Origin of the sequence: Lawsonibacter celer (assembly GCF_014281125.1) — a bacterium.
GTDB classification, from domain to species: Bacteria; Bacillota; Clostridia; order Oscillospirales; family Oscillospiraceae; genus Lawsonibacter_B; species Lawsonibacter_B celer.
On sequence record NZ_JACOEA010000010.1, the window covers coordinates 15,059 to 38,035 of the forward strand.

The 22,977-nt window shown below is 60.4% G+C and carries 23 protein-coding genes and 1 riboswitch; of the genes, 9 read left to right on the plus strand and 14 right to left on the minus strand.

Annotated elements, in window-relative coordinates; translation table 11 throughout:
• Window positions 1-38 precede the first annotated feature (38 nt).
• From rpmA to H9Q75_RS12255, 9 genes are all read right to left on the minus strand, one after another.
• Window positions 39-323 (minus strand): 50S ribosomal protein L27, encoded by a 285-nt coding sequence (gene rpmA / locus H9Q75_RS12215; protein ID WP_186567522.1) that lies wholly within the window; start codon window positions 321-323, stop codon window positions 39-41.
• Between the two features lie 45 nt (window positions 324-368).
• Window positions 369-701 (minus strand): ribosomal-processing cysteine protease Prp, encoded by a 333-nt coding sequence (locus H9Q75_RS12220; protein ID WP_186567524.1) that lies wholly within the window; start codon window positions 699-701, stop codon window positions 369-371.
• Window positions 701-1,012 (minus strand): 50S ribosomal protein L21, encoded by a 312-nt coding sequence (rplU, locus tag H9Q75_RS12225; protein ID WP_186567526.1) that lies wholly within the window; start codon window positions 1,010-1,012, stop codon window positions 701-703. Before rplU ends, H9Q75_RS12220 begins: the two co-directional genes overlap by 1 nt.
• Before the next feature lie 169 nt (window positions 1,013-1,181).
• On the minus strand, window positions 1,182-1,553 hold the full coding sequence (locus H9Q75_RS12230) for a hypothetical protein (RefSeq protein WP_186567528.1): 372 nt from the start codon (window positions 1,551-1,553) through the stop codon (window positions 1,182-1,184).
• 65 nt (window positions 1,554-1,618) lie between these two features.
• Window positions 1,619-2,323 carry a hypothetical protein gene (locus tag H9Q75_RS12235; protein ID WP_186567530.1) on the minus strand — a complete coding sequence of 235 codons (705 nt, stop codon included), beginning with the start codon at window positions 2,321-2,323 and terminating at the stop codon, window positions 1,619-1,621.
• Window positions 2,324-2,446: 123 nt separating this feature from the next.
• The gene (locus tag H9Q75_RS12240) at window positions 2,447-3,547 is read right to left on the minus strand and encodes a metallophosphoesterase (RefSeq protein ID WP_186567532.1); all 1,101 of its coding nucleotides are present in this window, start codon (window positions 3,545-3,547) and stop codon (window positions 2,447-2,449) included.
• A gap of 103 nt (window positions 3,548-3,650) precedes the next feature.
• Window positions 3,651-4,595, minus strand: a complete 945-nt coding sequence (prmA, locus tag H9Q75_RS12245; RefSeq protein ID WP_186567534.1) for a 50S ribosomal protein L11 methyltransferase — start codon at window positions 4,593-4,595, stop codon at window positions 3,651-3,653.
• Entirely contained in the window at window positions 4,595-5,467 is an 873-nt protein-coding gene (locus H9Q75_RS12250) for a DegV family protein (protein WP_186567536.1), read from the minus strand. The genes prmA and H9Q75_RS12250 overlap by 1 nt, the downstream gene beginning before the upstream one ends.
• 16 nt (window positions 5,468-5,483) lie before the next feature.
• Complete coding sequence (locus H9Q75_RS12255) at window positions 5,484-6,047, minus strand: DUF1836 domain-containing protein (protein ID WP_186567538.1); 564 nt, start codon at window positions 6,045-6,047, stop codon at window positions 5,484-5,486.
• 423 nt (window positions 6,048-6,470) lie between these two features.
• On the opposite strand from H9Q75_RS12255, the gene H9Q75_RS12260 reads away from it, so the two are divergent.
• The 4 genes from H9Q75_RS12260 to H9Q75_RS12275 all read left to right on the plus strand — a co-directional run bounded on the left by H9Q75_RS12260 (window position 6,471) and on the right by H9Q75_RS12275 (window position 10,030).
• On the plus strand, window positions 6,471-6,998 hold the full coding sequence (locus H9Q75_RS12260; protein ID WP_186567540.1) for a hypothetical protein: 528 nt from the start codon (window positions 6,471-6,473) through the stop codon (window positions 6,996-6,998).
• Between the two features lie 573 nt (window positions 6,999-7,571).
• Window positions 7,572-8,078 (plus strand): hypothetical protein, encoded by a 507-nt coding sequence (locus H9Q75_RS12265; RefSeq protein ID WP_186567542.1) that lies wholly within the window; start codon window positions 7,572-7,574, stop codon window positions 8,076-8,078.
• 162 nt (window positions 8,079-8,240) lie between these two features.
• Window positions 8,241-8,702 carry a MarR family winged helix-turn-helix transcriptional regulator gene (locus tag H9Q75_RS12270; RefSeq protein ID WP_186567544.1) on the plus strand — a complete coding sequence of 154 codons (462 nt, stop codon included), beginning with the start codon at window positions 8,241-8,243 and terminating at the stop codon, window positions 8,700-8,702.
• Window positions 8,699-10,030, plus strand: a complete 1,332-nt coding sequence (locus H9Q75_RS12275; RefSeq protein WP_186567546.1) for an MATE family efflux transporter — start codon at window positions 8,699-8,701, stop codon at window positions 10,028-10,030. Before H9Q75_RS12270 ends, H9Q75_RS12275 begins: the two co-directional genes overlap by 4 nt.
• 89 nt (window positions 10,031-10,119) lie before the next feature.
• Here the strand turns inward: H9Q75_RS12275 and ppdK are convergent, their stop codons facing one another.
• Both ppdK and H9Q75_RS12290 read right to left on the minus strand, forming a co-directional pair.
• Window positions 10,120-12,747: a pyruvate, phosphate dikinase gene (gene ppdK / locus H9Q75_RS12280; protein ID WP_186567548.1), complete on the minus strand. Its 2,628-nt coding sequence runs from the start codon at window positions 12,745-12,747 to the stop codon at window positions 10,120-10,122.
• A gap of 447 nt (window positions 12,748-13,194) precedes the next feature.
• A riboswitch (ZMP/ZTP riboswitch) is annotated at window positions 13,195-13,277 on the minus strand.
• A 54-nt stretch (window positions 13,278-13,331) separates the two neighbouring features.
• Window positions 13,332-15,197, minus strand: a complete 1,866-nt coding sequence (locus H9Q75_RS12290) for an alpha/beta hydrolase (RefSeq protein WP_186567552.1) — start codon at window positions 15,195-15,197, stop codon at window positions 13,332-13,334.
• 392 nt (window positions 15,198-15,589) lie between these two features.
• On the opposite strand from H9Q75_RS12290, the gene H9Q75_RS12295 reads away from it, so the two are divergent.
• The 5 genes from H9Q75_RS12295 to glpK all read left to right on the plus strand — a co-directional run bounded on the left by H9Q75_RS12295 (window position 15,590) and on the right by glpK (window position 20,828).
• A complete protein-coding gene (locus H9Q75_RS12295) occupies window positions 15,590-16,159 on the plus strand; it encodes a glycerol-3-phosphate responsive antiterminator (protein WP_186567554.1) in 570 nt (189 codons plus the stop codon).
• 124 nt (window positions 16,160-16,283) lie between these two features.
• Entirely contained in the window at window positions 16,284-17,714 is a 1,431-nt protein-coding gene (locus tag H9Q75_RS12300) for an NAD(P)/FAD-dependent oxidoreductase (RefSeq protein ID WP_186567556.1), read from the plus strand.
• Window positions 17,711-18,973: an NAD(P)/FAD-dependent oxidoreductase gene (locus H9Q75_RS12305; protein WP_207720854.1), complete on the plus strand. Its 1,263-nt coding sequence runs from the start codon at window positions 17,711-17,713 to the stop codon at window positions 18,971-18,973. Before H9Q75_RS12300 ends, H9Q75_RS12305 begins: the two co-directional genes overlap by 4 nt.
• A complete protein-coding gene (locus H9Q75_RS12310) occupies window positions 18,970-19,314 on the plus strand; it encodes a DUF1667 domain-containing protein (protein WP_186567559.1) in 345 nt (114 codons plus the stop codon). Before H9Q75_RS12305 ends, H9Q75_RS12310 begins: the two co-directional genes overlap by 4 nt.
• Window positions 19,315-19,343: 29 nt before the next feature.
• Window positions 19,344-20,828 carry a glycerol kinase GlpK gene (glpK, locus tag H9Q75_RS12315; RefSeq protein ID WP_186567560.1) on the plus strand — a complete coding sequence of 495 codons (1,485 nt, stop codon included), beginning with the start codon at window positions 19,344-19,346 and terminating at the stop codon, window positions 20,826-20,828.
• Window positions 20,829-21,272: 444 nt separating this feature from the next.
• On the opposite strand, the gene H9Q75_RS12320 is transcribed toward glpK, so the two are convergent.
• From H9Q75_RS12320 to H9Q75_RS12330, 3 genes are all read right to left on the minus strand, one after another.
• Complete coding sequence (locus tag H9Q75_RS12320; protein WP_186567562.1) at window positions 21,273-21,503, minus strand: DUF6718 family protein; 231 nt, start codon at window positions 21,501-21,503, stop codon at window positions 21,273-21,275.
• On the minus strand, window positions 21,484-21,960 hold the full coding sequence (locus H9Q75_RS12325) for a nucleotidyltransferase family protein (protein WP_243200834.1): 477 nt from the start codon (window positions 21,958-21,960) through the stop codon (window positions 21,484-21,486). Before H9Q75_RS12325 ends, H9Q75_RS12320 begins: the two co-directional genes overlap by 20 nt.
• Before the next feature lie 285 nt (window positions 21,961-22,245).
• Entirely contained in the window at window positions 22,246-22,974 is a 729-nt protein-coding gene (locus H9Q75_RS12330; protein ID WP_186567564.1) for an ABC transporter permease, read from the minus strand.
• Window positions 22,975-22,977 lie beyond the last annotated feature (3 nt).

Here is a 22,977-nt window from a genome sequence, read left to right on the forward strand (position 1 = left end):
GCCCCGAACGGAGCCGTTCGGGGCTTAGTATACCCATATTACTGGGCGATCTCCACAATGGAGACCTGCTTGCGGTCCTTGCCCAAGCGCTCAAACTTGACCTTGCCGCTCTTGAGAGCAAACAGGGTGTCGTCGCTGCCCTTACCCACGTTGACGCCGGGATGAATATGGGTGCCCCGCTGGCGGACCAGGATGTTGCCGGCCAGCACGAACTGGCCGTCGCCCCGCTTCACGCCCAAGCGCTTGGACTCGGAGTCGCGGCCGTTGCGGGTGGAGCCCACGCCCTTTTTATGGGCGAAAAACTGAAGACCGATATTCAGCATTTTGTTACACCTCCAAACGAGTGTTGTCCGTTGCCGCAGGGAGGATCATTCTTCCTCCACTACGATGATATTTTCAGGGTACTCCTCGTGCAGCTGGGCCAGATAGACCATCAGGGCCGCCAAAAGGGTCTGGCAGGTCTCCTCATTGGTCGGGCTCAGTCCGCCGGGAAGCTTGAGGGTGATGGAAGCGTCCCGCTCCCGTACCTTGACCGAGGCCCCAAGGCCCAGCACGTCGTTGACGGCGCACTCGGTCAGACGCACGGCGCTGGTCACCGCGGCGCACACCAGGTCGGCGCCCGCCTGGGCGGAGCCGCTGTGGCCCTTCACGGTAAAGCCCGTGATGCGCTCACCCTCCATGGTGAATGACGCTGTAGTCATTACACAGAGATCTTGCCGATGGTCACCTTGGTGTAGGGCTGACGATGGCCCTGCTTACGGCGGTAGCCCTTCTTCGGCTTATACTTAAAGACGATGATCTTCTTGCCCTTGCCGTTCTTGACAACGGACCCGTCCACCTTGGCGCCCTCCACCACTGGAGTGCCCACGGTGATCTTGTCCCCGTCGATGACTGCCAGCACCTTGTCGAAGGTCACGGCCTCACCGGCCTCCACGGGCAGCTTCTCGATGAAGAGGGTGTCGCCCTCGGTCACCTTGTACTGCTTGCCGCCGGTCTCAATGATCGCATGCATGTAGTTTCAACTCCTTCATTACGGGCTCGCTGTCGGGGGAGAGAGAAGCGCGGAGTGTGCGCAGCGTGACAGCCTGGTCACGGCTTCTCTTCTTGCAATCCCATTCAAAGCGGCTTTGATAGTATATCAGCCCGAAAACCGGAAGTCAAGCCCTTTTCTCCGTTTCCCCTTACAAAGCGGGGAAAAACGCCCCGCACGCCGCCGGGACCAGGTAGGCCTGCCCGTGGGCGCCCAGGCACGCCGCGGTGAAGAGAGCCAATCCCGCCGCCGCGGCTCCGCAGAAGATGCCAGCCCCCTTCAGGGAAACTGCCTCCCGGTTGCGCCCCATGCTGAAAAAGACGCAGCTGAGAAGAATCAGCCCGCACCACAGCCCCACTCTGAGGAACATGCCCCAGAAGGCCAGAAAGCCCGGTGCAATGGGCCGCGCCGCCGTCTCGGCCAGGGAAAAGGCCATAAAGTGCGCCCTGACGCACAGCCCGATGGAGAGCACACCCGCGGCCACCGGCGCCAGAAACAGCCAATAGGTTTTTTGTCTTTCCATATCGATCTCCCCTTTCGTATTGCAGCCAAATTTCCACTACATTATATAGTTGCAGGCTTTTTCCGTCAGGGGGCCTGCTCGCCCTCCGGCGTGTACCAGGCCGCGTCCCCCACCATAAGCTCCTGCGTCCAGGCGCTGAATTCCTCCTCCGTCACCGTCTGGCCAGCAATTGCGTACTCCCATGAGTCCGCATAGCCCAGGATCTCCAGCGCGGCTATGCCGTTTTCGAAATATAATCTGCAATAGTGGTTGCTGGCCGCCCCGCTGGAGCCCACAAACACGCCGTTGGTCTGGATGGCGTTCATGCCCCGGTGGACCATCTGCACCCCATAAAAGGCGTCCTCCTCCCGCTTCAGGACCAGATAATCGCCGCTGCCGGGGCCCGCGATGCAGAGGATCAGCTCCGCGCCCCCGTCCCCGTCCAGCTCCTGAAGAGTCAGCTTGAGAAGCTGCCCTGTCTCTGTGGGAAGCCCGGCGCAGTACTCGGCCAGGGTAAGGCTCTCGCTCTCAGGCTCCTCCGCCGCCATATCCAGGGTGTAGGCAAAGGAAGCGCCCTCCTGCAAAATGGGCAGGAAGCCCTGAAGGGCCTCCCAGTCTCCGTCGGGGAGCCGCCCCTCCAGAGCGGCAGCGTTCAGCTGGGGGAACAGGGCCTCCGCCGCCAACTCAGGGGTGGGGGGGATGTCAGCGACCGGCGGCTTCGGAGCGGCGGCCGTGCAGGCGGACAGCAGCGCCAGCAGAAGCGCTGCCAGCAGAAGTGCAGGGGATCTCATAGAGACGCCTCCTTTATTTTTTATGTATAAAAGCATCCCAGTATAGCAGTCTACCCTGCGGGCGGTCTTTACACAGCGGCAACAAAGGGGTAAAAAAGGGTAACACCCGACCTGGGCCCCCGTTCACTCCGCCAGGCGGCCGAAATACCACCCGGTGACCCCCTCTTTCTTGGCCAGGCAGCCGCCCCGGACCCGCCGGACCACGCTGAGCACATCCCCCGGCTCCACCGGCAGGTGGTAGTCGGTGGAGTCCTCGCATTTGAGCATGCCGTCCTCCTCATACAAGTAGCTGTTGAGAATATCCAGCTCCCAGCCGGTCTCCAGGTGACGGCAGCGGGAGAACTCCCCGCCGTGCGACAGCAGCTCTACCCGGTTATGCCCCCAGCGGATGTTGATGGACCGCTCCGAGGGCGCCTGGGCATCCAGAGCGGCGGCCTTCGGCAGTCCGTCGTAGGCCGCCCAGGAAAAGGCCCCGCCCGGCTCCTCCGGCAGGATGAGGGCGTTGAGCTGCCCGTCCAGTTTGAGGACACAGCCCCCGTCGATGCTGGCGATGCGACTTTCCCCATCCAGCAGGGGCGCGGCAGAGGGCACATCCGGGTTGTAAAGGGTCACCGGCCAGTGGCCCACCACGCACCAGCGGCTAAAGTGGTGCCCCTGGTTGAGAAAGTCGTCGTTCTTCATGCAGTGCCAGGCGGACAGACGCTCCAGATCAGTCTCCCGGGGCACCCCGCCGTGGACAAACAGGTAGTGCTCGTTGACCAAAATCGTGGGCATGGCGCTCAGCCACGCCAGCTCCGCCGGAAACCGCGCCCGGAGCCGCCTGCGCATCTCCTCCAGGTCGTGGGGTGCCTGCCCCGCATAGCCCGCCGCCCGGGCCATCTGGAGCAGGAGGCTGCGCTCCCCCCACACCCCCAGATAGTGGTGGTAAAACGACTGGGGCAGCTGCGCCCCGTGGGCAAACTCCGCCACCAGACTGTCGCAGTTTCCGCTCAAGGCGTACACTGTCTGGTGTTTGGACAGCTCCATAAGAAAGCGCAGGGTGCCCAGGCTGTCCGGCCCCTTCTCAATTAGATCTCCCACCAGCACCAGAATATCGTCCCCGGTCACCCGGGCGGTCTGGAGCAGGCCCTTTAAAAACGGCAGATTGCCGTGAATATCGCTGATCGCCAGCACCCGCCGCCCGGCCGGGAATTGGGCGCGGAGGACTGCCGCCCGCTTTTCCATGGGATCACCTCTTTTTCAGGGATAGTGTATCACAGCGCCCCCCTCAGGGCAAGAAGGACCGGACGTTCTCCCGTGGAAACGTCCGGTCCGCGCTCGGTCATCTTCACTTCATACGGGCGGCAAAGGCCACCCAGCCCTTCTGCTCCCGGCGTTCCACCACTTCCAGCCCGTTTTTCTCCAGAGCGGCGCGCACCTCGGCGGCGCGGGTGTCAATGATGCCGGAGCATAGGAACACGCCCTCCGGGGCCAGGAACCGGCCCGCCTGGGCGGAGAGGGGGATGATTACGTCCGCCACGATGTTAGCCAGCACCAGGGCATACCGCCGCTCGGCCAGCTCCGCCGCCAAGGCCTCGTCCCCCAGCACATTGCCCGCACGCACGGTATAGCGGTCGGCCCCGATCCCGTTCATGGCGGCATTTTCATAGGCCACGCCCACCGCCTTGGGATCAATATCCACCGCCACGGCGGCAGAGGCTCCCAGGGCCAGGGCGGCAATGGACAGAATGCCGCTGCCGCAGCCCAGGTCCAGCACCGGCCGGCCGGGCACGGTATAGCGCTCCACCCCCATCAGGCACAGTTGGGTGGAGGCGTGGCTGCCCGTGCCGAAGGTGAGGCCGGGATTGAGGTACAGGGGCGTCCTGCCCGGGGGGACGGGCCGCCCCCGCTCCCACTCGGGCACAATGTAAAGCCGCTCCCCCACGGCCATTGGCCTATAGTACTTCTTCCAGCTGTGGGCCCAGTCGTTCTCCCCCAGTGCGGCGGAGGTGTAGTCCCGGTCCACGCCGGCCAGCCAGGCGTGCAGCTGGGCCTGGCCGTCCGCGTCGTCCGGCACATAGAACTTCACCCGGCACACGCCCCGCATCCGCTCCAGCAGCTCGTCGTCCACATAGTCCCAGTACTGACGGTTCTCCTCCAGGAAGCGCCGGAATTCCTCCTCGTCCTCGATCACCAGCCCTGTGACCCCGTTTCCGGTCAGCCGGGCGGTCAGATCGTCCAGCTCCTCCGGGCGGGCCTCCAGGGTGATCTCCAGCCAGCGAATATCCTCCATCAGCGCTGCCTCCCCAGGAAGAAGAGCGCCACAGTCCCCGGGCCGGAGTGGGCGCCGATGACCGGGCCTACCTGGTTGAGAAACACGGACTTGACGCCGAAGCGGCGCTTCACTTCCTCTGCCACCTTTTTGGCGTCCGCCTCGCAGTCGCCGTGGCTGATAAACACCACCTGCCCGGCCGGGTCCACCACACTCTCCTCCATGTGGTCCACCAGGGCGGTGAGGGAGGCGCCCCGCCCTCTGGCGGTCCCCACCTTTACCAGCCGCCCCTCGTTATCCATATGCATCACCGGCTTGATGGACAGCATGGTTCCCAGCACAGCGGTGGCAGCGGACACGCGGCCGCCCCGCTTCAGGAAATGCAGGTCCTCCACCGTAAACCAGTGGCACAGATGGAGCTTGTTTTCCTCTACCCAGTCCCGGATCTCGTCAATGCTCTTCCCCTGCCGCTTTTGGGCCACGGCGTGCCAGAGCAGCAGGCCCTGCCCCAGGGAGGCGCTCAGGGTGTCCACCACGTAGAACTTCCGCTCCGGATACTTTTCCGTGAGCTCCTTTGCCGCAATCCGGACCGAATCGCAGGTGGCGGAGAGGGCGGAGGAAAAGGTCAGGAACAGCACGTCCTTTCCGGCCGCCAGCACCGGCTCCAGCCGGGCGGTCACGTCGGCCACGTTGACCGCCGCCGTGGTGGCCATCTCCCCCTCGCGCAGAGCCTTGTAAAAGGCCTTTGGGGACATATCCCGGTTGTCCGGCCAGTTCAGATGGGTCTTCCCCTTGATCGTAAAGGAGAGCGGCAGCACCTCCAGCTCCATTTCCTTTACCATAGAAGCCGTCAGGTCTGCCGAGGAGTCGGTGGCCAGCAGATATTCGCTCATACGCGTCCCTCCAAAATCAATCTTTGGCGGTCTCCCGCTCATTTTTTCGCTTCAGCTTTTCCGCCTGACCGGCCAGAGGCGGCCGGCGGGCCATAATATCCAGCACCCGCTGGCAGGCCAGCTGGTCGGCATAGCTGCGCAGGGCCAGGCTTAAAGCCAGGCGGGGCAGCTCCTCTGCCCCGGCGCTGCCGTCCAGGCAGCCCGCCGTCACGTCCAGCGCCCGGTCCAACTCCTGCTGGAACATATCATAAAGGGCCTCCGGCTCCCGCCCCTCCGCAGCGGAGGAGAGCAGCCGGGCCGCGTCCTTCACCGAGAGCACCTGCTTGAGGGCGCACAGGGCGGTCAGATAGGCCAGATGGGTGCGGGAATACCGCTTCCCCTCCGCCCGGGGCAGGGCGCCGTCCTTGATATAGTTGTTTACCATGGCGGAAGTGAGGCTCTCCCCCTCCCCATAGTGGATCAGCTGCCGGGGCATATAGGAGATCAGCTGATCCATATACAGCCCGATATCCGGCAGCGCGTCCCATTCCGCCGGGCGCTCCCCCTCCAGGCGCCCCTTTAATTCCCGCAGTTCCTCCATGCTCGGCATCCCTTTCTAATCTTTAAAATGATATGATGCGGTTTTTGTTTTATTATAGCACGAGTCGCTCGCCTCTGTAAAGCACTTTTTTCCTGAAATTGGGTTTTTAAATTATAGTCAGTTTTGCACAATTTTTTTAGTTTTCGTTGACATTTTACCGTCGTTTTGGTATGTTAATTGTAAGGAAGCTGAAGCCAATGCTGCCATATACTGGCGCAGAGAAAGGAGCAGTCCAATGATTGATTAGTTAAGCCAGTTAGCGCCGTGATCCGTAAAGCCGATGAGACCTTAATCCTTTTATCTGACAACAATACAAAGGAGGATTTCCAAACGTTAAAACGGTTTAAACGAATCATCAGCTTACTTTTGTGCATGTCTTTGATTTTCGTGCCTGCCTCCGCGGTCGACTCTGAGGACCAGGATATGACCAGGAAAGTTTCGGTACTTATAACTGATACAGAGGCGATCCCTCTGGATGGCTTGGCTGCCTATGCGCTGACCAGAAGCGTTCCATCTGATGGTATTGTGCTTTCACTCCCGGTTACTACAAGGATAACCGAGGAAGCAACGAGTACCGTCATTGATTTGTCCGATACATATCAGCTTACCAGCCGTGAGCAGCAAATTGTCGCGGCAGACTATATCCTTGATCCCAGCGGATACTCTGCGGATTTTATTGCATCGACGGATTCGGACACAAAGTTGGAATTAACCACAGGCCTGGAATTCGGCGTAACCCGTGCCACTCCCAGTGCAAGCGGAGAGGATTATCAGGAACGGAATGACTGGTCCTCTACATTAAGCTATACCCGCAAAAGTGCAGAGCGATATTATTTCGGAAATCTTGCCGAAAATAACGGTTATCTCTATGACTGGGTACAATCTATTTGTATACAAGGGTTTGCACTAGAGCCTAGTAGCATTTCGCTCTCTTATAGCTATAATGTTTAAAGATGACTATGGAAATTTTGTAGAAAATATCATCGGAGTTTATCATAGGGATGATCCTGGTTTTAAGCCGCTCTCTGATAGTGCGGGATCCGGTGTTGCCTTTCAATATAAACCCGGAGTGCTCATATCTGCTTCCAGATTTTATCTGTCATGCTACGGAAACAACAGCAATATAAATCCGCCTGGGACCGCAGTTGGATCCACCGGAGGCTCCTTTAACATCTACGGAAATGTTGCTATGATTCCCAGAGAAGGGATTTCATTCTCCTATTCTTATCCCTTTGGAATTAGCGTTGGATCCTCCGGTCAGGATGTAGTCATAGATTGTCATACTATGCTTATGGCGCAGCTTTACCGCTAGCTATACCGCGAGAAGGTGAACACCTTGAATATTCCCTGCCTGATCGGCATCATTTTCCTCCCATTTTTGGTAAGGGAAATAATCCGCAATACCGTAAAACCGGATCCGCGGGACAAATTCCGGGACGCCCTTCCCTATTGCATAGTCATGGCCCTTGTCCTGATCCTGCTTTGGATCTCCGGCTGAACGGGATGCGGGAAGGAGGCTGATTTTTGAAGCGCAAAAGAATCCTGATTGTGATCGCCATAGTGTTCTGTGTGGTTTGTCTTACAGGAGGGATACTGTATACCGTGCTGGCCGCCCGGCTGCCATTTCTGACGTGGAGCAACAGTATTTCCGTCGATGCGCTCTCTGTAGCTGGTATGAACTATGGCTTTCAGTCGGGAGAACCATTTAGGACCTATACGCTGACCCGAGAAGAAGTGGACCAGGTGATCTCCTTACTCAACCAGCTCTCGCCAGAAAAAATCACATTTTATAATTCCGGCAGAGCGATAGGCGTGGACTTTCTTTTGTATCTGGAGGGAAACGGAAAACGTTATATTTTAAAATCCTACCTACAAACGCCAGAGCCACTTCTCTATGTTTCGGAAGATGATTGGGAGCCATCGTTTTACCCCGACCTATTTGGTTTTCGTTCCAGTACCTTTGTTAAGGACCCCGCGCTTTTTGAATTTCTGGTGAGCCTCATCCCCGAGGGCAGCCGCCACCCAGAATAAGACAGCAGACGTCCCCGCCCGGCCCGCTTTGAAAAGCGGGCCGGGCGTTTTTCCATTGCTCCTTTGCGCGGAGTGATCTTTTTCTTGACGCAAGTCCGAAATCGTACTATACTTTTCCATGCCGCAAGTCCAAAATCATACTTATCGAGAGGAGCCGCGCCCATGGAGCTTGAGCGGGAACTGCGTGCCTTTAACGCCTTTTTTAAAGAGATGGACGACCTGTATCACGATCTGGCGATAGGCGCGGGCCTGTCCGACAGCGCCTTTGACATTTTTTACACCCTGCGCACCCTGGGGGAGGGCTGCCTGCAGCGGGATGTGTGCGGCTGCTCCTTTGTGAGCAAGCAGACCGTCAACTCCTCCATCCGCACCCTGGAGCGCAGGGGGCTGCTCTCCCTGCGCCCCGGAAAGGGCCGAAATCTGCACATCTATCTGACCCCCGCCGGCCGGCAGCTGATGGAGGAGCGCATTGACCCGGTGCTCCGCATGGAGGTGCGGGCCTTTTCCACACTGTCCGCCGCAGACCGGGCCGAGCTGCTGCGGCTGAACCGGGCCTATCTGGACGCGCTCCGGTCCCACGCCGGAGCGCAAACCTTTGATCCACAGGAGAATCCGCTTTTATGAGAATTCAGCTTTCCGACCATTTCAACTACTCCCGCCTGCTGCGCTTTGTGCTGCCCTCCATCGTTATGATGGTCTTTACCTCTATCTACAGCGTGGTGGACGGGCTGTTTGTCTCCAATTTTGTGGGCAAGACCCCTTTTGCGGCCATCAACCTGATTATGCCCCTGCTGATGATGCTGGGCGCGCTGGGCTTTATGATCGGCACCGGCGGCAGCGCCCTGGTCTCACGCACCCTGGGAGAGGGAGATCAGGAGCGGGCCAACCGCTATTTCTCTATGCTGATCTATGTGACCTTCCTGCTGGGCGCGGCGCTCACCCTTCTGGGTCAGCTTTTCCTGAGGCCCATCGCCGGTTTCCTGGGCGCGCAGGGACCCATGCTGGAGCACTGCGTGCTCTATGGGCGCATCCTGCTGGTGGCCCTCATTCCCTTTATGCTGCAAAATGTCTTTCAGAGCTTCCTCATCACCGCCGAGCGCCCCCACCTGGGTCTGGCCACCACCGTGGCCGCCGGGGTGACCAATATCATTCTGGACTTTCTCTTTGTGGCGGTATTCCACTGGGGTCTGGCGGGGGCGGCTGTGGCCACCACCATCAGCCAGATGGTGGGTGGAATTTTCCCGCTGGTCTATTTCCTGCTGCCCAACCACAGCCTGCTGCGCCTTCGGCGGGCGCCCTTTGACGGACGCGCCCTGCTCAAAACCTGCGCCAACGGCTCCTCTGAGTTGATGACCAATCTCTCCGCCTCGCTGGTCAACATGCTCTACAATTTCCAGCTGATGCGCATCGCCGGAGAGGATGGCGTGGCCGCCTATGGCGTCATCATGTACACCAATTTCATTTTTGCCGCCATTTTTATCGGCTATTCCATCGGCAGCGCGCCCCTGGTGGGCTACCACTACGGCGCGGAGAACCGCCATGAGCTGCAGAACCTGTTCCGGAAAAGCCTCCTGCTCATCGGCCTGTTCGGGCTGGTCCTCACCGCCCTGGCCGAGCTGCTCTCCGGCCCCCTTACCGCGCTGTTTGTGGGCTACGACGCCCAGCTGCTGGACCTGACCCGGCGGGGCTTCCGCCTCTACTCCCTCTCTTTCCTGTTCAGCGGGTTCAGCATGTTCGGCTCCGCCTTCTTTACCGCGCTGAGCAACGGCCTGGTCTCAGCCGCCATCTCCTTCCTGCGCACGCTGGTATTCCAGGTGTCCGCCGTGCTGATTCTCCCCCTCCTCCTGGGCGTGGACGGGGTATGGCTGGCCATTGTGGCCGCCGAGCTGCTGGCCCTCGGGATAACCGTCCTCTTTCTGCTGTGCAACCGCTCCAAATATCATTACGCCTGAGCTTTTTCCCCTTTCCAGGCAAAAGGCCCCCGCTCCGCGCTTTCACGCGGAGCGGGGGCCTTTTTGAAAGCGTTATGCCGCGAATGAAATCAGCCGTTCTTGATGGCGGCCTGGGCGGCGGCCAGACGGGCGATGGGCACACGGAAGGGGGAGCAGGACACGTAGTCCAGGCCCACCTTGTGGCAGAACTCCACGGAGGAGGGGTCGCCGCCGTGCTCGCCGCAGATGCCCAGGTGCAGGTCAGGGTTGGCGGAGCGGCCCAGCTCAGCGGCCATCTTCACCAGCTTGCCCACGCCCTTTTGGTCCAGCTTGGCGAAGGGATCGTTCTCGTAGATCTTCTTGTCATAGTAGGCGCCCAGGAACTTGCCGGCGTCGTCGCGGGAGAAGCCGAAGGTCATCTGGGTCAGGTCGTTGGTACCGAAGGAGAAGAAGCCGGCCTCCTTGGCAATCTCATCGGCGGTGAGGGCCGCGCGGGGGATCTCGATCATGGTGCCCACCAGGTACTTCATGTCGGAACCGGCGGCCTTGATGATCTCGTCAGCGGTAGAGGTGACCACGTTCTTGACGTACTTGAGCTCCTTGACCTCGCCCACCAGGGGGATCATAATCTCGGGGATCATGTTCCAGTCGGGGTGACGCTTCTGGACGTTCAGGGCGGCCTTGATCACGGCACGGGTCTGCATAGCGGCAATCTCGGGGTAGGTGACCGCCAGACGGCAGCCCCGGTGGCCCATCATGGGGTTAAACTCATGCAGGCCAGCGATGATGTTCTTAATCTCCTGAACGCTCTTGCCCATGTCGCCGGCCAGCTTCTCAATGTCGGCCTCCTCAGTGGGCACGAACTCATGCAGCGGGGGATCCAGGAAGCGGATGGTGACCGGGCAGCCCTCCATGGCCTCGTAGATGCCCTCGAAGTCCGACTGCTGCATGGGCTCCAGCTTGGCCAGGGCCTTCTCCCGCTGCTCCACCGTATCAGAGCAGATCATCTCACGGATGGCGGGGATGCGGTCGGCGTCAAAGAACATGTGCTCGGTGCGGCACAGGCCGATGCCCTGGGCGCCGAAGGTCTTGGCCTGAGCGGCGTCGTGGGGGGTGTCGGCATTGGTGCGCACCTGGAGGCGGCGGTACTTGTCCGCCCAGCCCATGACCCGGCCGAACTCGCCGCCGATGGTGGCGTCCACCGTGGGCACGGCGCCGTCGTAAATGCTGCCGGTGGAGCCGTCCAGGCTGATCCAGTCGCCCTCTTTGTAGGTCTTGCCGGCCAGCTCAAACTGCTTGTTGGCCTCGTCCATCTTGATCTCGCCGCAGCCGGAGACACAGCACTTGCCCATGCCGCGGGCCACGACGGCGGCGTGGGAGGTCATGCCGCCGCGGACGGTGAGGATGCCCTGGGCGGCCTTCATGCCCTCGATGTCCTCAGGAGAGGTCTCCAGACGGACCAGGACCACCTTCTCGCCCCGCTCGGCCCAGGACTTGGCATCCTCGGCGGAGAAGACGATCTTGCCGCTGGCGGCGCCGGGAGAGGCGCCCAGCGCCTTACCGATGACCTTACTCTCCTTGAGCTTGGCCGCATCAAACTGGGGGTGCAGCAGGGTGTCCAGAGAGCGGGGCTCGATCATGGCGACCGCCTGCTTCTCATCAATGGCGCCCTCGTCCACCAGGTCGCAGGCGATCTTCAGGGCGGCGGCGGGGGTGCGCTTGCCGTTGCGGGTCTGGAGCATATACAGCTTGCCGTGCTCCACGGTAAACTCCATGTCCTGCATGTCGTGGTAGTGGTTCTCCAGGGTCTTGCAGACCTCCTGGAACTGGGCGAACGCTTCGGGGAACTTGTCGGCCATCTCGGAGATGGGCATGGGGGTGCGCACGCCGGCCACCACGTCCTCGCCTTGGGCGTTGGTCAAAAACTCACCGAAGAGCTTCTTCTCGCCGGTGGCTGGGTTACGGGTAAAGGCCACGCCGGTGCCGCAGTCGTCGCCCATGTTGCCGAAGGCCATGGACTGCACGTTGACCGCGGTGCCCCAGGAATAGGGGATGTCGTTGTCCCGGCGGTAGACATTGGCGCGTGGGTTGTCCCAGGAGCGGAACACGGCCTTGATGGCGCCCATGAGCTGCTCCTTGGGGTCGGAGGGGAAGTCCTGGCCGATCTTGGCCTTGTACTCGGCCTTAAACTGGCCGGCCAGCTCCTTCAGGTCGTCGGCGGTCAGGTCCACGTCCAGGGTGACGCCCTTCTTCTCCTTCATCTCGTCGATGAGCTGCTCAAAATACTTCTTGCCCACCTCCATAACCACGTCGGAGTACATCTGGATAAAGCGGCGGTAGCAGTCATAGGCCCAGCGGGGGTTGCCCGACTTCTTGGCCATGACCTCCACCACGTCCTCGTTCAGGCCCAGGTTGAGGATGGTGTCCATCATACCGGGCATGGAGGCACGGGCGCCGGAGCGTACGGAGACCAGCAGGGGATTTTCCAGATCGCCGAACTTCTTGCCGGTGATCTCCTCCATCTTGACGATGTAGTCCATAATCTGGGCCTGAATTTCATCGTTAATCTTCTGCCCGTCCTCATAGTACTGGGTGCAGGCCTCGGTGGTGATCGTAAAGCCCTGGGGCACGGGCAGGCCAATATTGGTCATCTCGGCCAGGTTGGCGCCCTTTCCGCCCAGCAGCTCACGCATGTTGGCATTTCCTTCGGAGAACAAATAGACATACTTGTTGGCCATGTTTCATATTCCTCCTAGATTTTTCATTCCGCCGCTCATTATACCATTTTCCTTGAAAAATGCAACCGAAATTGCATGTTTTTATTCATTTCTTATTCGATACGATTCCTTTTGATTCTACAGAAACATTAACTGTATTTATCTATCTTTAAGATTCTCTTCCAGGTGCGGCGCATCAATCGAACCTACGGCTTAACAGGGTTAATATGAATATAGACAAGACAAATAATGCATATTAATCCTTTTTGTCCGCCCGTTCGGTTGCAGCGGATTGGAGATCACCGCCTGGGGCAGCAGGTTCTATCTGGGCCAGGCCTATGAGGACGACTGCTATGTAAAGTTCATCCAGTACCCCCTGTCCAAGAAAGGACCGGTGTGCAAGACCCCGGCCGATCAGCAGGAGGCCATCCGGGGCCTTGAGGGCATAAAAAAGCCGGCCGTCCAGGCTTTTCTCGCCCAGACGGTCGGCTTTTTCTTAATTATACTCCATGTGGTAGGCTCCACATGATCCGTTAGTCATATGATGTTTCATTTATACCATGTGTAATAGCGTTTTGCCAAGCCCGCTCGGAAGAAGCCTGTGCTCAGTAATTGGACGCCACGACCGCTCCGCCGCCCAGAAGGGTGGTGGTGTTAGCCACGGCCATGATGGTAATGAGCACCGCACTGATGATGGCAAAGAGGTAGGGGTTCTTGGTACGCTTATACACCACACGGCTGAGAATGGGGGTCACAAACAGATAGACGATGGCAGGATAGAGCCAGATGCCGCTGATGCGCAGTCCCTCGGTGGCATACCACTTCAGAAGGCCGGTGCTGAAGAAGGTGCCGTACTGGATGGCCAGGAAGCCCAGCGCGCCCAGAATGTTAAACACCGCCAGGATCAGGATGTTGCCAAAGCCCTTCTTGCCGCCGATGGTATTGTAGTTGAAGCAGTTGACAGCCACGGAGTTGATGATGTAATAGATCAGGAACAGGGGCAGATAGCGCAGGGCAATGAGCACCTTGTCCGCATCAAAGGCCTTTAGGGTCAGGACCCACAGTCGGAAATCCGTCTTAAAGAAGTAATCGGCGAAGAACAGGATCAGGAACGCCAGGCCGCACGCCAGCAGCGCCAGCACGATGGTGCGCAGCAGCTTTCCGCCGCTCATCGTAATGCCGCGGGCAGCCGCGGAAAATCCGTGGCTCTTTCCATAGGTAAACGCATAGATGACCAGAAGAATCAGGGCAAACACACCGGACAGGACACACCACACACCCATGGTCAGCGGCCCGGTCTGGGGGAATACCGACGTGGTCTTGGAATAGATGTTCTGGATGGCCCACATATAGCTCACACCGGAAAACACGGCGCAGCAGGCCAGGGAGAGCCAGAACCAGAGCTTGCCGCCGCCGGACACAGACAGGGGCTGCACTAGCTCTTTTTCCTTCAGCACGGCAAAGAACGGGACATCCAGCATCACCAGGACGAAGGAGAGCAGGAACAGGACGATCCCCACCAGTCCGACAAAGTCAAAGGCCGTTTTCACCTGCCAGGCCTGGTCAGAGGCGGGCAGGGGATTGGGCGCGCCCAGCGCGTCCTGGAAGAATTGTACGCCGTAGCCCACGCACTCGCCGGAGAAATGCACCTGGGGGTGGGTGCAGTTGGGCTGATAGATCACCCGGAAGGCGTCTCCGTTCTCATAATACTGGCCGGGGACCACATCGCCGGCCACACCGTCGGCGCCCTGATTGAAGTTGACGAAATTCTTCGCGTCATTGGTGGACAGGAAGTCTCGGGGCGCCCCGGTCTCACCGTTCTCCCCTTCCGTCCAGAAGAAGAACTCATCATATTTGTCCGCGATGATGCCGACGTTTCTGTCACCGAAGTCCGCGCTGTGGTCATTGCCCAGATCGTCCACCCAGGTAGCTGCCTGGAACAGAACAGCGCTAATCAGGGGCTCCTCCCGCTCGTTGTCAATGGCCACCAGCATATTGCAGGAAGCGCCGCCGCTGGAATGGCCTGTGACGCCGATGCGGCTGGTATCCACATAGGGCAACGTACTGGCCTGTACCACCGCTGCGTCCACGCCTACGGCAGAGCTGTACAGATCCTCCGCACCCGTGGCCTCGCTGTCGCCGTGGCCGTGCATATCCACCGCCAGCACCACATAACCCCGGCGGGCATATTCGATGGAGTAAAGGTCCTGCATCTCCTTATTGTTATACCAGCCCTCCACCGTAATGATGCACGGGGCCGGGCTTTCCGCCGTGGCCGTGTCCGGCCGATACAGCTGCACACTGACAGCATATCCTGAAGAGTCAATGAGCCGGAGTTCTTCCACATGGACGCTTCCGAAACCGTCCTGAATGGCCGAGGATACGATCATACTGATCAGGCACAGGCACAGGGATATCGCCAACAAGATAGCAGGCCATTTCCGCCTAACGCTGCGGTTTTCTTTTGACATGGTGGTGCTCCTCCCTTTTTCTTTCACATTTTGTATTTACAGTTTCGGAACATACTCTGACACCAACACCCCCCCAGCGCGCAAAAAGAGCATGACACCCTGGCTGGCCGTCATGCTCTCTCCATTACTCACGAGCTTTATTGTGTTAAATTTATATTAGCAAAGCCGACTCATCTTGTCAAGCGCAACCTTTATTTTTTGTGCAAATTGCAATAAAATAGCAGGGGGTATTTTACACCCGGCACAGCCACCAGCCTCTTGCATTTCCCGGCGGAGCCTGCTATGATAAATATACACCGGTGCAGAGATGTTGAGATGCGCAGAGTGGTTCAGGCCGCTTTGCGCTTTTTCTTTGTGTCGGGCTGTTGGTTTGCATCTTGGAGGGACACAGTATGGATACCCATCAGCTTTTGGAGCTTCTGGACGCCGGGCCGGTGATCGCGGCAGTCAAGGACCCGGCCGGCCTGGCCCATGCCCTGGACAGCGACGTATCGGTCCTCTTTCTCCTCTATGGAGACATCCTCACCATCCGGGACACAGTGGCCCGGGTGCGGGAGGCGGGCAAGCGGGCCTTCGTCCACCTGGATCTGATCGAGGGCCTGTCCACCCGGGAGATCTCCGCCGACTTTATCGCCCGGAGCACCGCCGCCGACGGGGTGATCTCTACCAAGCCCGCCCTCACCCGCCGGGCCCGGGAGTTGGGTCTGGTGGCCATCCAGCGGATCTTTCTGCTGGACTCCATGGCCTTAAAAAGCGTAGAGCGCCACTTCTCTCAGGAGAGTGCCGATCTGGTGGAGGTACTGCCAGGGCTGATGCCCAAGATCATCCGGCAGCTCTGCCGCACCACCGGCCGGCCTATCATCGCCGGCGGACTCATTACCGACAAGGAGGACGTGACCGGGGCCCTGGGGGCCGGAGCGGTGGCGGTGTCCTCCACCAATCCCGCCGTCTGGAGCATGTAGCGGCGGACCAACTGCATAAGGATGTTTCCGGAGAGTGAGAGTGAAACAGCGCCAGCCCCTTGCCGGGGCGGTCCTGTTTTGCTCTTTTTTCTTTTTTAAGTAACGGTTTACGGGAGGTTTTGCTATGTACGACGTTCTCATCATCGGCTGCGGCATCGTGGGCGCGGCCACTGCCTTTGAGCTGTCCAAGTATCAGCTCAGGGTGGGGATCGTGGAGCGGGAAAACGATGTGGCCAACGGCACCACCAAGGCCAACTCCGCCATCATCCACGCCGGGTATGACCCCGTCCCCGGCTCCCTTATGGCGCGCCTCAACGTCCGGGGCTCCGCCCTGGCCCGGGAGCTGTGCGCCCAGCTGGATGTGCCCTATCTGGCCTGCGGGTCCCTGGTGCTGGGCTTCTCCCCGGAGGACAATGCCCACCTGGAGGAGCTGTACCGCCGCGGCGTACAAAACGGCGTCCCCGGCCTGGCTCTGCTGACGGGAGACCAGGCCCGGGACCTGGAGCCCAACCTCTCCCCCGCCGTCACCGCCGCCCTCCACGCCCCCTCCGCCGCCATCTGCTCCCCCTGGGAGTACTGTCTGGCCTTGGCGGAGACAGCGGTGCGCAACGGCGCTCAGCTTCATTTGGAGACCGCCGTCACCGGCCTGACCCCCGCGGAGGACGGCTGGCGGGTGGAGACCAGCCGGGGCGTGCTGGAGGCCCGGTATGTGGTCAACGCCGCCGGGCTGGACACTCAGGCCGTCCATGAGATGGCCGCACCCCCCGCCTTTACCATCCACCCCTCCCGAGGCCAGTACTTCCTGCTGGACAAGAGCGAAGGAGGCCGGGTGGGCCGGGTGATCTTCCAGTGTCCCAACGAAAACGGCAAGGGAGTATTGGTGGCTCCCACCGTCCACGGCAACCTGATCGTGGGCCCCAACGCCGAGCCGGTGGAGGGGGACGACACCGCCACCACCAGCTCCGGGCTGGCCTTTGTTCGGGAAACCGCCCTGCGCTCGGTGCCGTCGGTGGAGTTCCGCACCTCCATCCGCAACTTCGCCGGGGTGCGGGCTGTGGCTGACACCGGGGACTTTATTATTCAGGAGGCCGCCCCTCACTTCCTGGACCTGGCAGGCATCTGCTCCCCTGGCCTGTCCGCCGCCCCCGCCATCGGGGAGTACGCCGTGGAGCTGCTGGGGCAGGCGGGTCTGGCATTAGAGCGGAAAGCGGACTTCACCGCCAGCCGGAAACGGGTCCGGTTCCGGGAACTGCCGCCGGAGGAAAAGGCCAAACTAGCAGCGGAGCATCCGGCCTACGGCCGGGTGATCTGCCGGTGTGAAACCGTCACCGAGGGGGAGATCCTGGACGCCCTGGCCAGTCCTATCCCGCCCCGGTCGGTGGACGGAGTGAAGCGCCGGGCAGGGGCCGGTCTGGGCCGCTGCCAGGGGGGCTTCTGCGGTCCCCGGGTGGTGGAGCTGCTGGCCCGGGAGCAGAAGCGCTCACCGGGTGACATCCCCCAGGACAAGGCCGGCTCCTGGCTGCTGGCCTGTGAGACGAAAGGAGGGGCACGCTGATGTATGACCTCATTGTGATCGGCGGCGGCCCGGCCGGTCTGGCCGGGGCCTGCGCCGCGTGGGAGGCGGGTCTGCGCCGTATTCTCATCGTGGAGCGGGACAAGGAACTGGGGGGTATCCTCAACCAGTGCATCCACAACGGCTTCGGCCTGCACTATTTTAAAGAAGAGCTCACCGGCCCGGAGTACGCCGGGCGGTTTATCGAAATGCTCCGGGACACCGGCGTGGAGGTGCGGCTGGACACCATGGTGCTGGAAGTCACCGACCACCGGAAGGTCCACATGGTGGGCAAGGACACCGGCTACCGCATCGAGGAGGCCAGGAGCATCCTGCTGGCCATGGGCTGCCGGGAGCGCACCCGGGGTGCCATCGCTATCCCCGGCACCCGGCCCGCCGGCATCTTTACCGCCGGTGCCGCCCAGCGGTATGTGAATATGGAGGGCTGGCTCCCCGGCAGGCGGGTGGTCATCCTGGGCAGCGGCGATATCGGCCTCATCATGGCCCGGCGGATGACCCTGGAAGGCGCCAAGGTGCTGGCCTGCGTGGAGGTCATGCCCTACTCCGGCGGCCTGAACCGGAACATCGTCCAGTGCCTCCACGACTACGATATCCCCCTCTACCTCTCCCACACCGTCACTGACATCAGAGGTGTGGACCGGGTGGAACAGGTGGTGGTGTCCCAGGTGAACGACCGCCGCCAGCCCATTCCCGGCACCGAGATGGTATTCGACTGCGATACCCTGCTGCTCTCTGTGGGTCTGATCCCGGAGAACGAGCTGACCCGGCAGGCGGGCATCAACATTGATCCCCGGACCAACGGGGCGGTGGTGTGGGAGAATATGGAGACTTCCCTGCCCGGCGTATTCGCCTCGGGCAACGTGGCCCACGTCCACGACCTGGTGGACTTCGTCACCGCCGAGAGCCAGCGTGCGGGCAAGGCCGCCGCCCGGTACGTGCTGGAGGGGGAGGGCGAAACCGATTTCGCTCTGGAGATCGTCAACGGGGACGGGGTATCCTATACCGTCCCCCAGCACATCCGGCCGGGCCGGGTGGAAAAAGCCTGCGACCTGTTTTTCCGGGTGAACCGGGTGTGCGGCCCCAGCCGCATCAAGGTCACCTCCAACGGCGCGCAGATCGCCGCCTTTTCCAGGGACTATCTGGCCCCCGGCGAGATGGAGCACATCCTGCTGCCCCGCAAACTGCTGGACGGGGCCAGCGGCACCCTGACCGTATCCATTGAGGAGGTGGAGGCCAAATGAAAGAGCTGATCTGCATCGTCTGTCCCAAGGGCTGCCATCTGCAGGTGGATGAAGAGCATGACTACACCGTCACCGGCAACAGCTGCCCCCGGGGGGCGGAGTACGGCAAGGCGGAGCTGACCCATCCCACTCGGGTGGTTACCTCCACCGTCCGCTGTGAGGGCGGGGCCTACCCCCGCTGCCCCGTCAAGACCAACGGTCCCATCCCCAAGGGGGAGATCTTTGCGGCCATGGCCCTGCTGGACGACATTACCCTCACCGCCCCCGTCCGGGTGGGCCAGGTAGTGGTGGAAAATGTCCGGGACACCGGGGTGGATTTTGTAGCCACCCGGAATATGTAACGTGGAACGGAAGAGAGGGGCACAGTATTATGGCCAATTACATTCTGGCCCTGGATCAGGGCACCACCAGCTCCCGGGCCATTCTCTTTGACCGGGAGCAGAACATCCTGGGCGTGGCCCAGAAGGAGTTCACCCAGCTCTACCCCAGGGAGGGCTGGGTGGAGCACGATCCCATGGAGATCTGGTCCTCCCAGTACGGGGTGATGATGGAGGTCATCGCCCAGTCAGGTGTGGAGCCGGCGGACATCGCCGCCATCGGCATCACCAACCAGCGGGAGACCACCATTCTGTGGGATAAGGAGACCGGCCGGCCCATCTACAACGCCATCGTTTGGCAGTGCCGCCGGACGGCGGACATGGTGGACAAGCTCCTCACTGATGGGCTGGAGGACCACATCCGTAAGACCACCGGTCTTATTCCCGACGCCTATTTCTCCGCCACCAAGATCGCTTGGATTCTGGACCACGTAGAGGGTGCCAGGGAGAAGGCCCGCCGGGGTGAGATCCTCTTTGGCACAGTGGACTGCTGGCTGCTGTGGAAGCTCACCGGCGGAGCGGTCCACGCCACTGACGTGACCAACGCCTCCCGCACCATGCTTTACGACATCAAGAAGCTGGACTGGGACGACACCTTGCTGGAAGCCCTAGACATTCCCCGGGCCATGCTGCCAAAGGTGTGCTCCTCCAGCGAGATCTACGGCTATACCGATATTCAGGGGGCTCAGATCCCCATCGCCGGCATCGCCGGCGACCAGCAGGCGGCCTTGTTCGGCCAGGGCTGTTTCTCCCCCGGGGATGCCAAGAACACCTACGGTACCGGCTGCTTCCTGCTGATGAACACCGGGGAAAGGCCCTGCGACAGCGCCAACGGTCTGCTGACCACCATCGCGGTGGGGCTGGACGGCAAGGTGCAGTACGCTCTGGAGGGCTCTGTGTTCGTAGGCGGCGCGGTGATCCAATGGCTGCGGGACGAGATGCGGTTCTTCACCGACAGCCGGGACGCGGAGTACTACGCTCAAAAGGTGCCCGACAACGGCGGGGTCTACTTGGTGCCCGCCTTCACCGGCCTGGGCGCCCCCTACTGGGACATGTATGCCCGAGGGGTACTGGTGGGCCTGACCCGTGGCACCAAGCGGGAGCACATCATCCGGGCGGCCCAGGAATCCATCGCCTATCAGGTGGCTGACCTGGTCCACGCCATGGAGGGAGACACCGGCGTACCCCTCACCCAGCTGAAGGCCGACGGCGGCGCCAGCCGGGACGTGTTCTTGATGCAGTTCCAGGCGGACATCCTGGACCGTCAGGTCCTCCGTCCCGCCATCCGGGAGACCACCGCCCTGGGAGCCGCCTATCTGGCTGGCCTGGCAGCCGGGGTGTGGAAAGACTGTTCAGAGCTCTCCCGCCTGTGGCGGTGTGACACTACCTTTGCCCCGGCCATGGACTCCGGAAGCCGGGAAAAGCTGCTGACAGACTGGCACCGGGCGGTGGGCCGCTGCCGGGGCTGGATTTGCTGAAAAAAGAAAGCCTGGTGGCGAGCCCCATGGCCCCCCATCAGGCTTTTTCTCTGCATCAACCTGGATATGGAGCAGATCATGTAAGGCAGAAAGAGAAAAAGTGCACCGGACAGAAACTACTTCCTATCCGGTGCGCTTAAATCCTTTCCGGCCCTTTCCGCGTGTGGGTCGCGATGTGGGTCCGGCGGGTGATCCATATTGGGGCCCACACCAAAAATTATTTTTTACAATAAAAAACCCCCGAAAACCAAAGTTTTCAAGGATTTTTGGAGCTGCTGGGCGGATTCGAACCGCCGACCTCATCCTTACCAACTGATTGGGAGGGTGAGGTTTCTTGCTTTCGGGCGCTTTTGTGACCTTTCCGGTCCGGAGGGCCATACTCTTTGACACTCTTACATCCGTTGGTTCCGTCCGCTTGTTTCTCCGTGTGGGTCACGGTGTGGGTCAGGCGCGCATGGCCCGGACCAACGTCTTAAACTCCTGCTCGTCCCTGGCAAAGGTATAGGGCGCGTACTCACCGTAGGCCGTTGGACGGCTGATGGTCACCAGTTGGATACCCTTGGCTCCCACTTCCCGATCCAGAGTGCGCTTCAAATTTACAAGGCGTTCCCCATGGGTGGTTTTCAGGGCGTAGCAACCCCGCTTTTCCGTATCCTTAGCCACCAGATAACACATTCTCCAGCGCCTCCTCAAATTCTGACTGGTTTCTGATCTTCCCGTTTTCATAGCGGACTCTCAACTGCTGCCCGACCTCATTGGGGTATGCTTTTTTGTAGAGATAATCGTGCAGCCAGTTGTTGAGCTGTCGATCATACAGAGTGTTGAATTGGATCTCAATGGGATAGTGGTCGTTGTCCATCTGAAAGTATAGATGAACGCCTCGATAACCGTCATCCACTGCTTTGCCCTTGGACAGGTCCGCCACACTGAATGAGGGGGACGTTAGGGCCAGCACGCTGTCATAGCTGTCACAGAAAGCCCGAAATCCCAGAATGTCATTAAACACCTGGCTCACATGGCGGAAGGAATTGAGATACCGCTCATACTTTCCTACAATGGAGGCATAGCTCTTGATTCGGTAATCCAGTGCGATTTCGGAGAGTACGGTCTGCTCATCCAGCCATTCGGTCATGGACACCAGCTCCGCGATCAGCGCCTCTCGCTCAAAATGCCGCAATGTCCGTTCAGTGACAGGCCCAGTTGAGACCGATAGGAAAGCCGGGTAAGGAGCTCCATGGAGAGCCCGTTAAGCGCCAAAACATCTTCCGCCATCACTCCCACCTGCCCTTCTGCTGATAATATAGCATAGGCCGGTGCAAAAGAAAAGGGTACTTCCGGATCGGAAAAACGCATCCTTGCGATTCCCGATCCTGATTCAAGCAGCCTCGTATTTGCGATGGCATTCACAAGGTGGTCCCTACTCCGCCGCCACATCGTGCCGCCGGAGATGGCGGACGGCCAGGAAGGTGAACACCGCTGTGTAAACAAAAGCAGAGAGCAGAAAGGGCGCGAAGTTCAGTTCCATATTCGGGTTATTCGCCCGCATCCCAATGCACAGCAGAGAGTATGGGAAGGCATAGCCAAACCCTTGGGCCGTGACCAGCAGCCCGGCGATGCCGCCCACCAGCCCAAAGGCCACCGGCGGGGCAAATGCCCGGATGATGAGACTGAAATAGAGCTGCACCGCGCACACCGACACGCCGCCGACAGCCCCGCATGCCAGCCATTCGGGAAGTTCCGGCGGGATGGGAGCGGTGAGACCCACGATTTTCCCGCTGATGATAAACAGCGCCCCGATCCAGACCTGGGAGAGCAGGGACATGACTGCGGCCCAGATCAGCTTGGCAAGGCACAGGTCCCCCACCGGCACCGGCGCGGTGAGAAAGCTGTTCCAGTTGTGGTCCGTGTGCTCCAGCCGCCACTGCCAGGCGCAGAACACCCCTAAGAGGGCCGGCAGGAAGAACATGGAGGAGAACAGGGTGTGCTGGCTCCAAAGACTGTACCACTCGCTCTGCAGCAGCCCCAAATTCCCCAGATAGTTCATGGTACCCAGGATAGCCGGGAAAACGGGCAGCACTACAAAGGCCAGCCAAACCGGCGACCGGCGGAATTTGATCAGCTCTGCCCTCAGACAACGCAGCAGCATCCC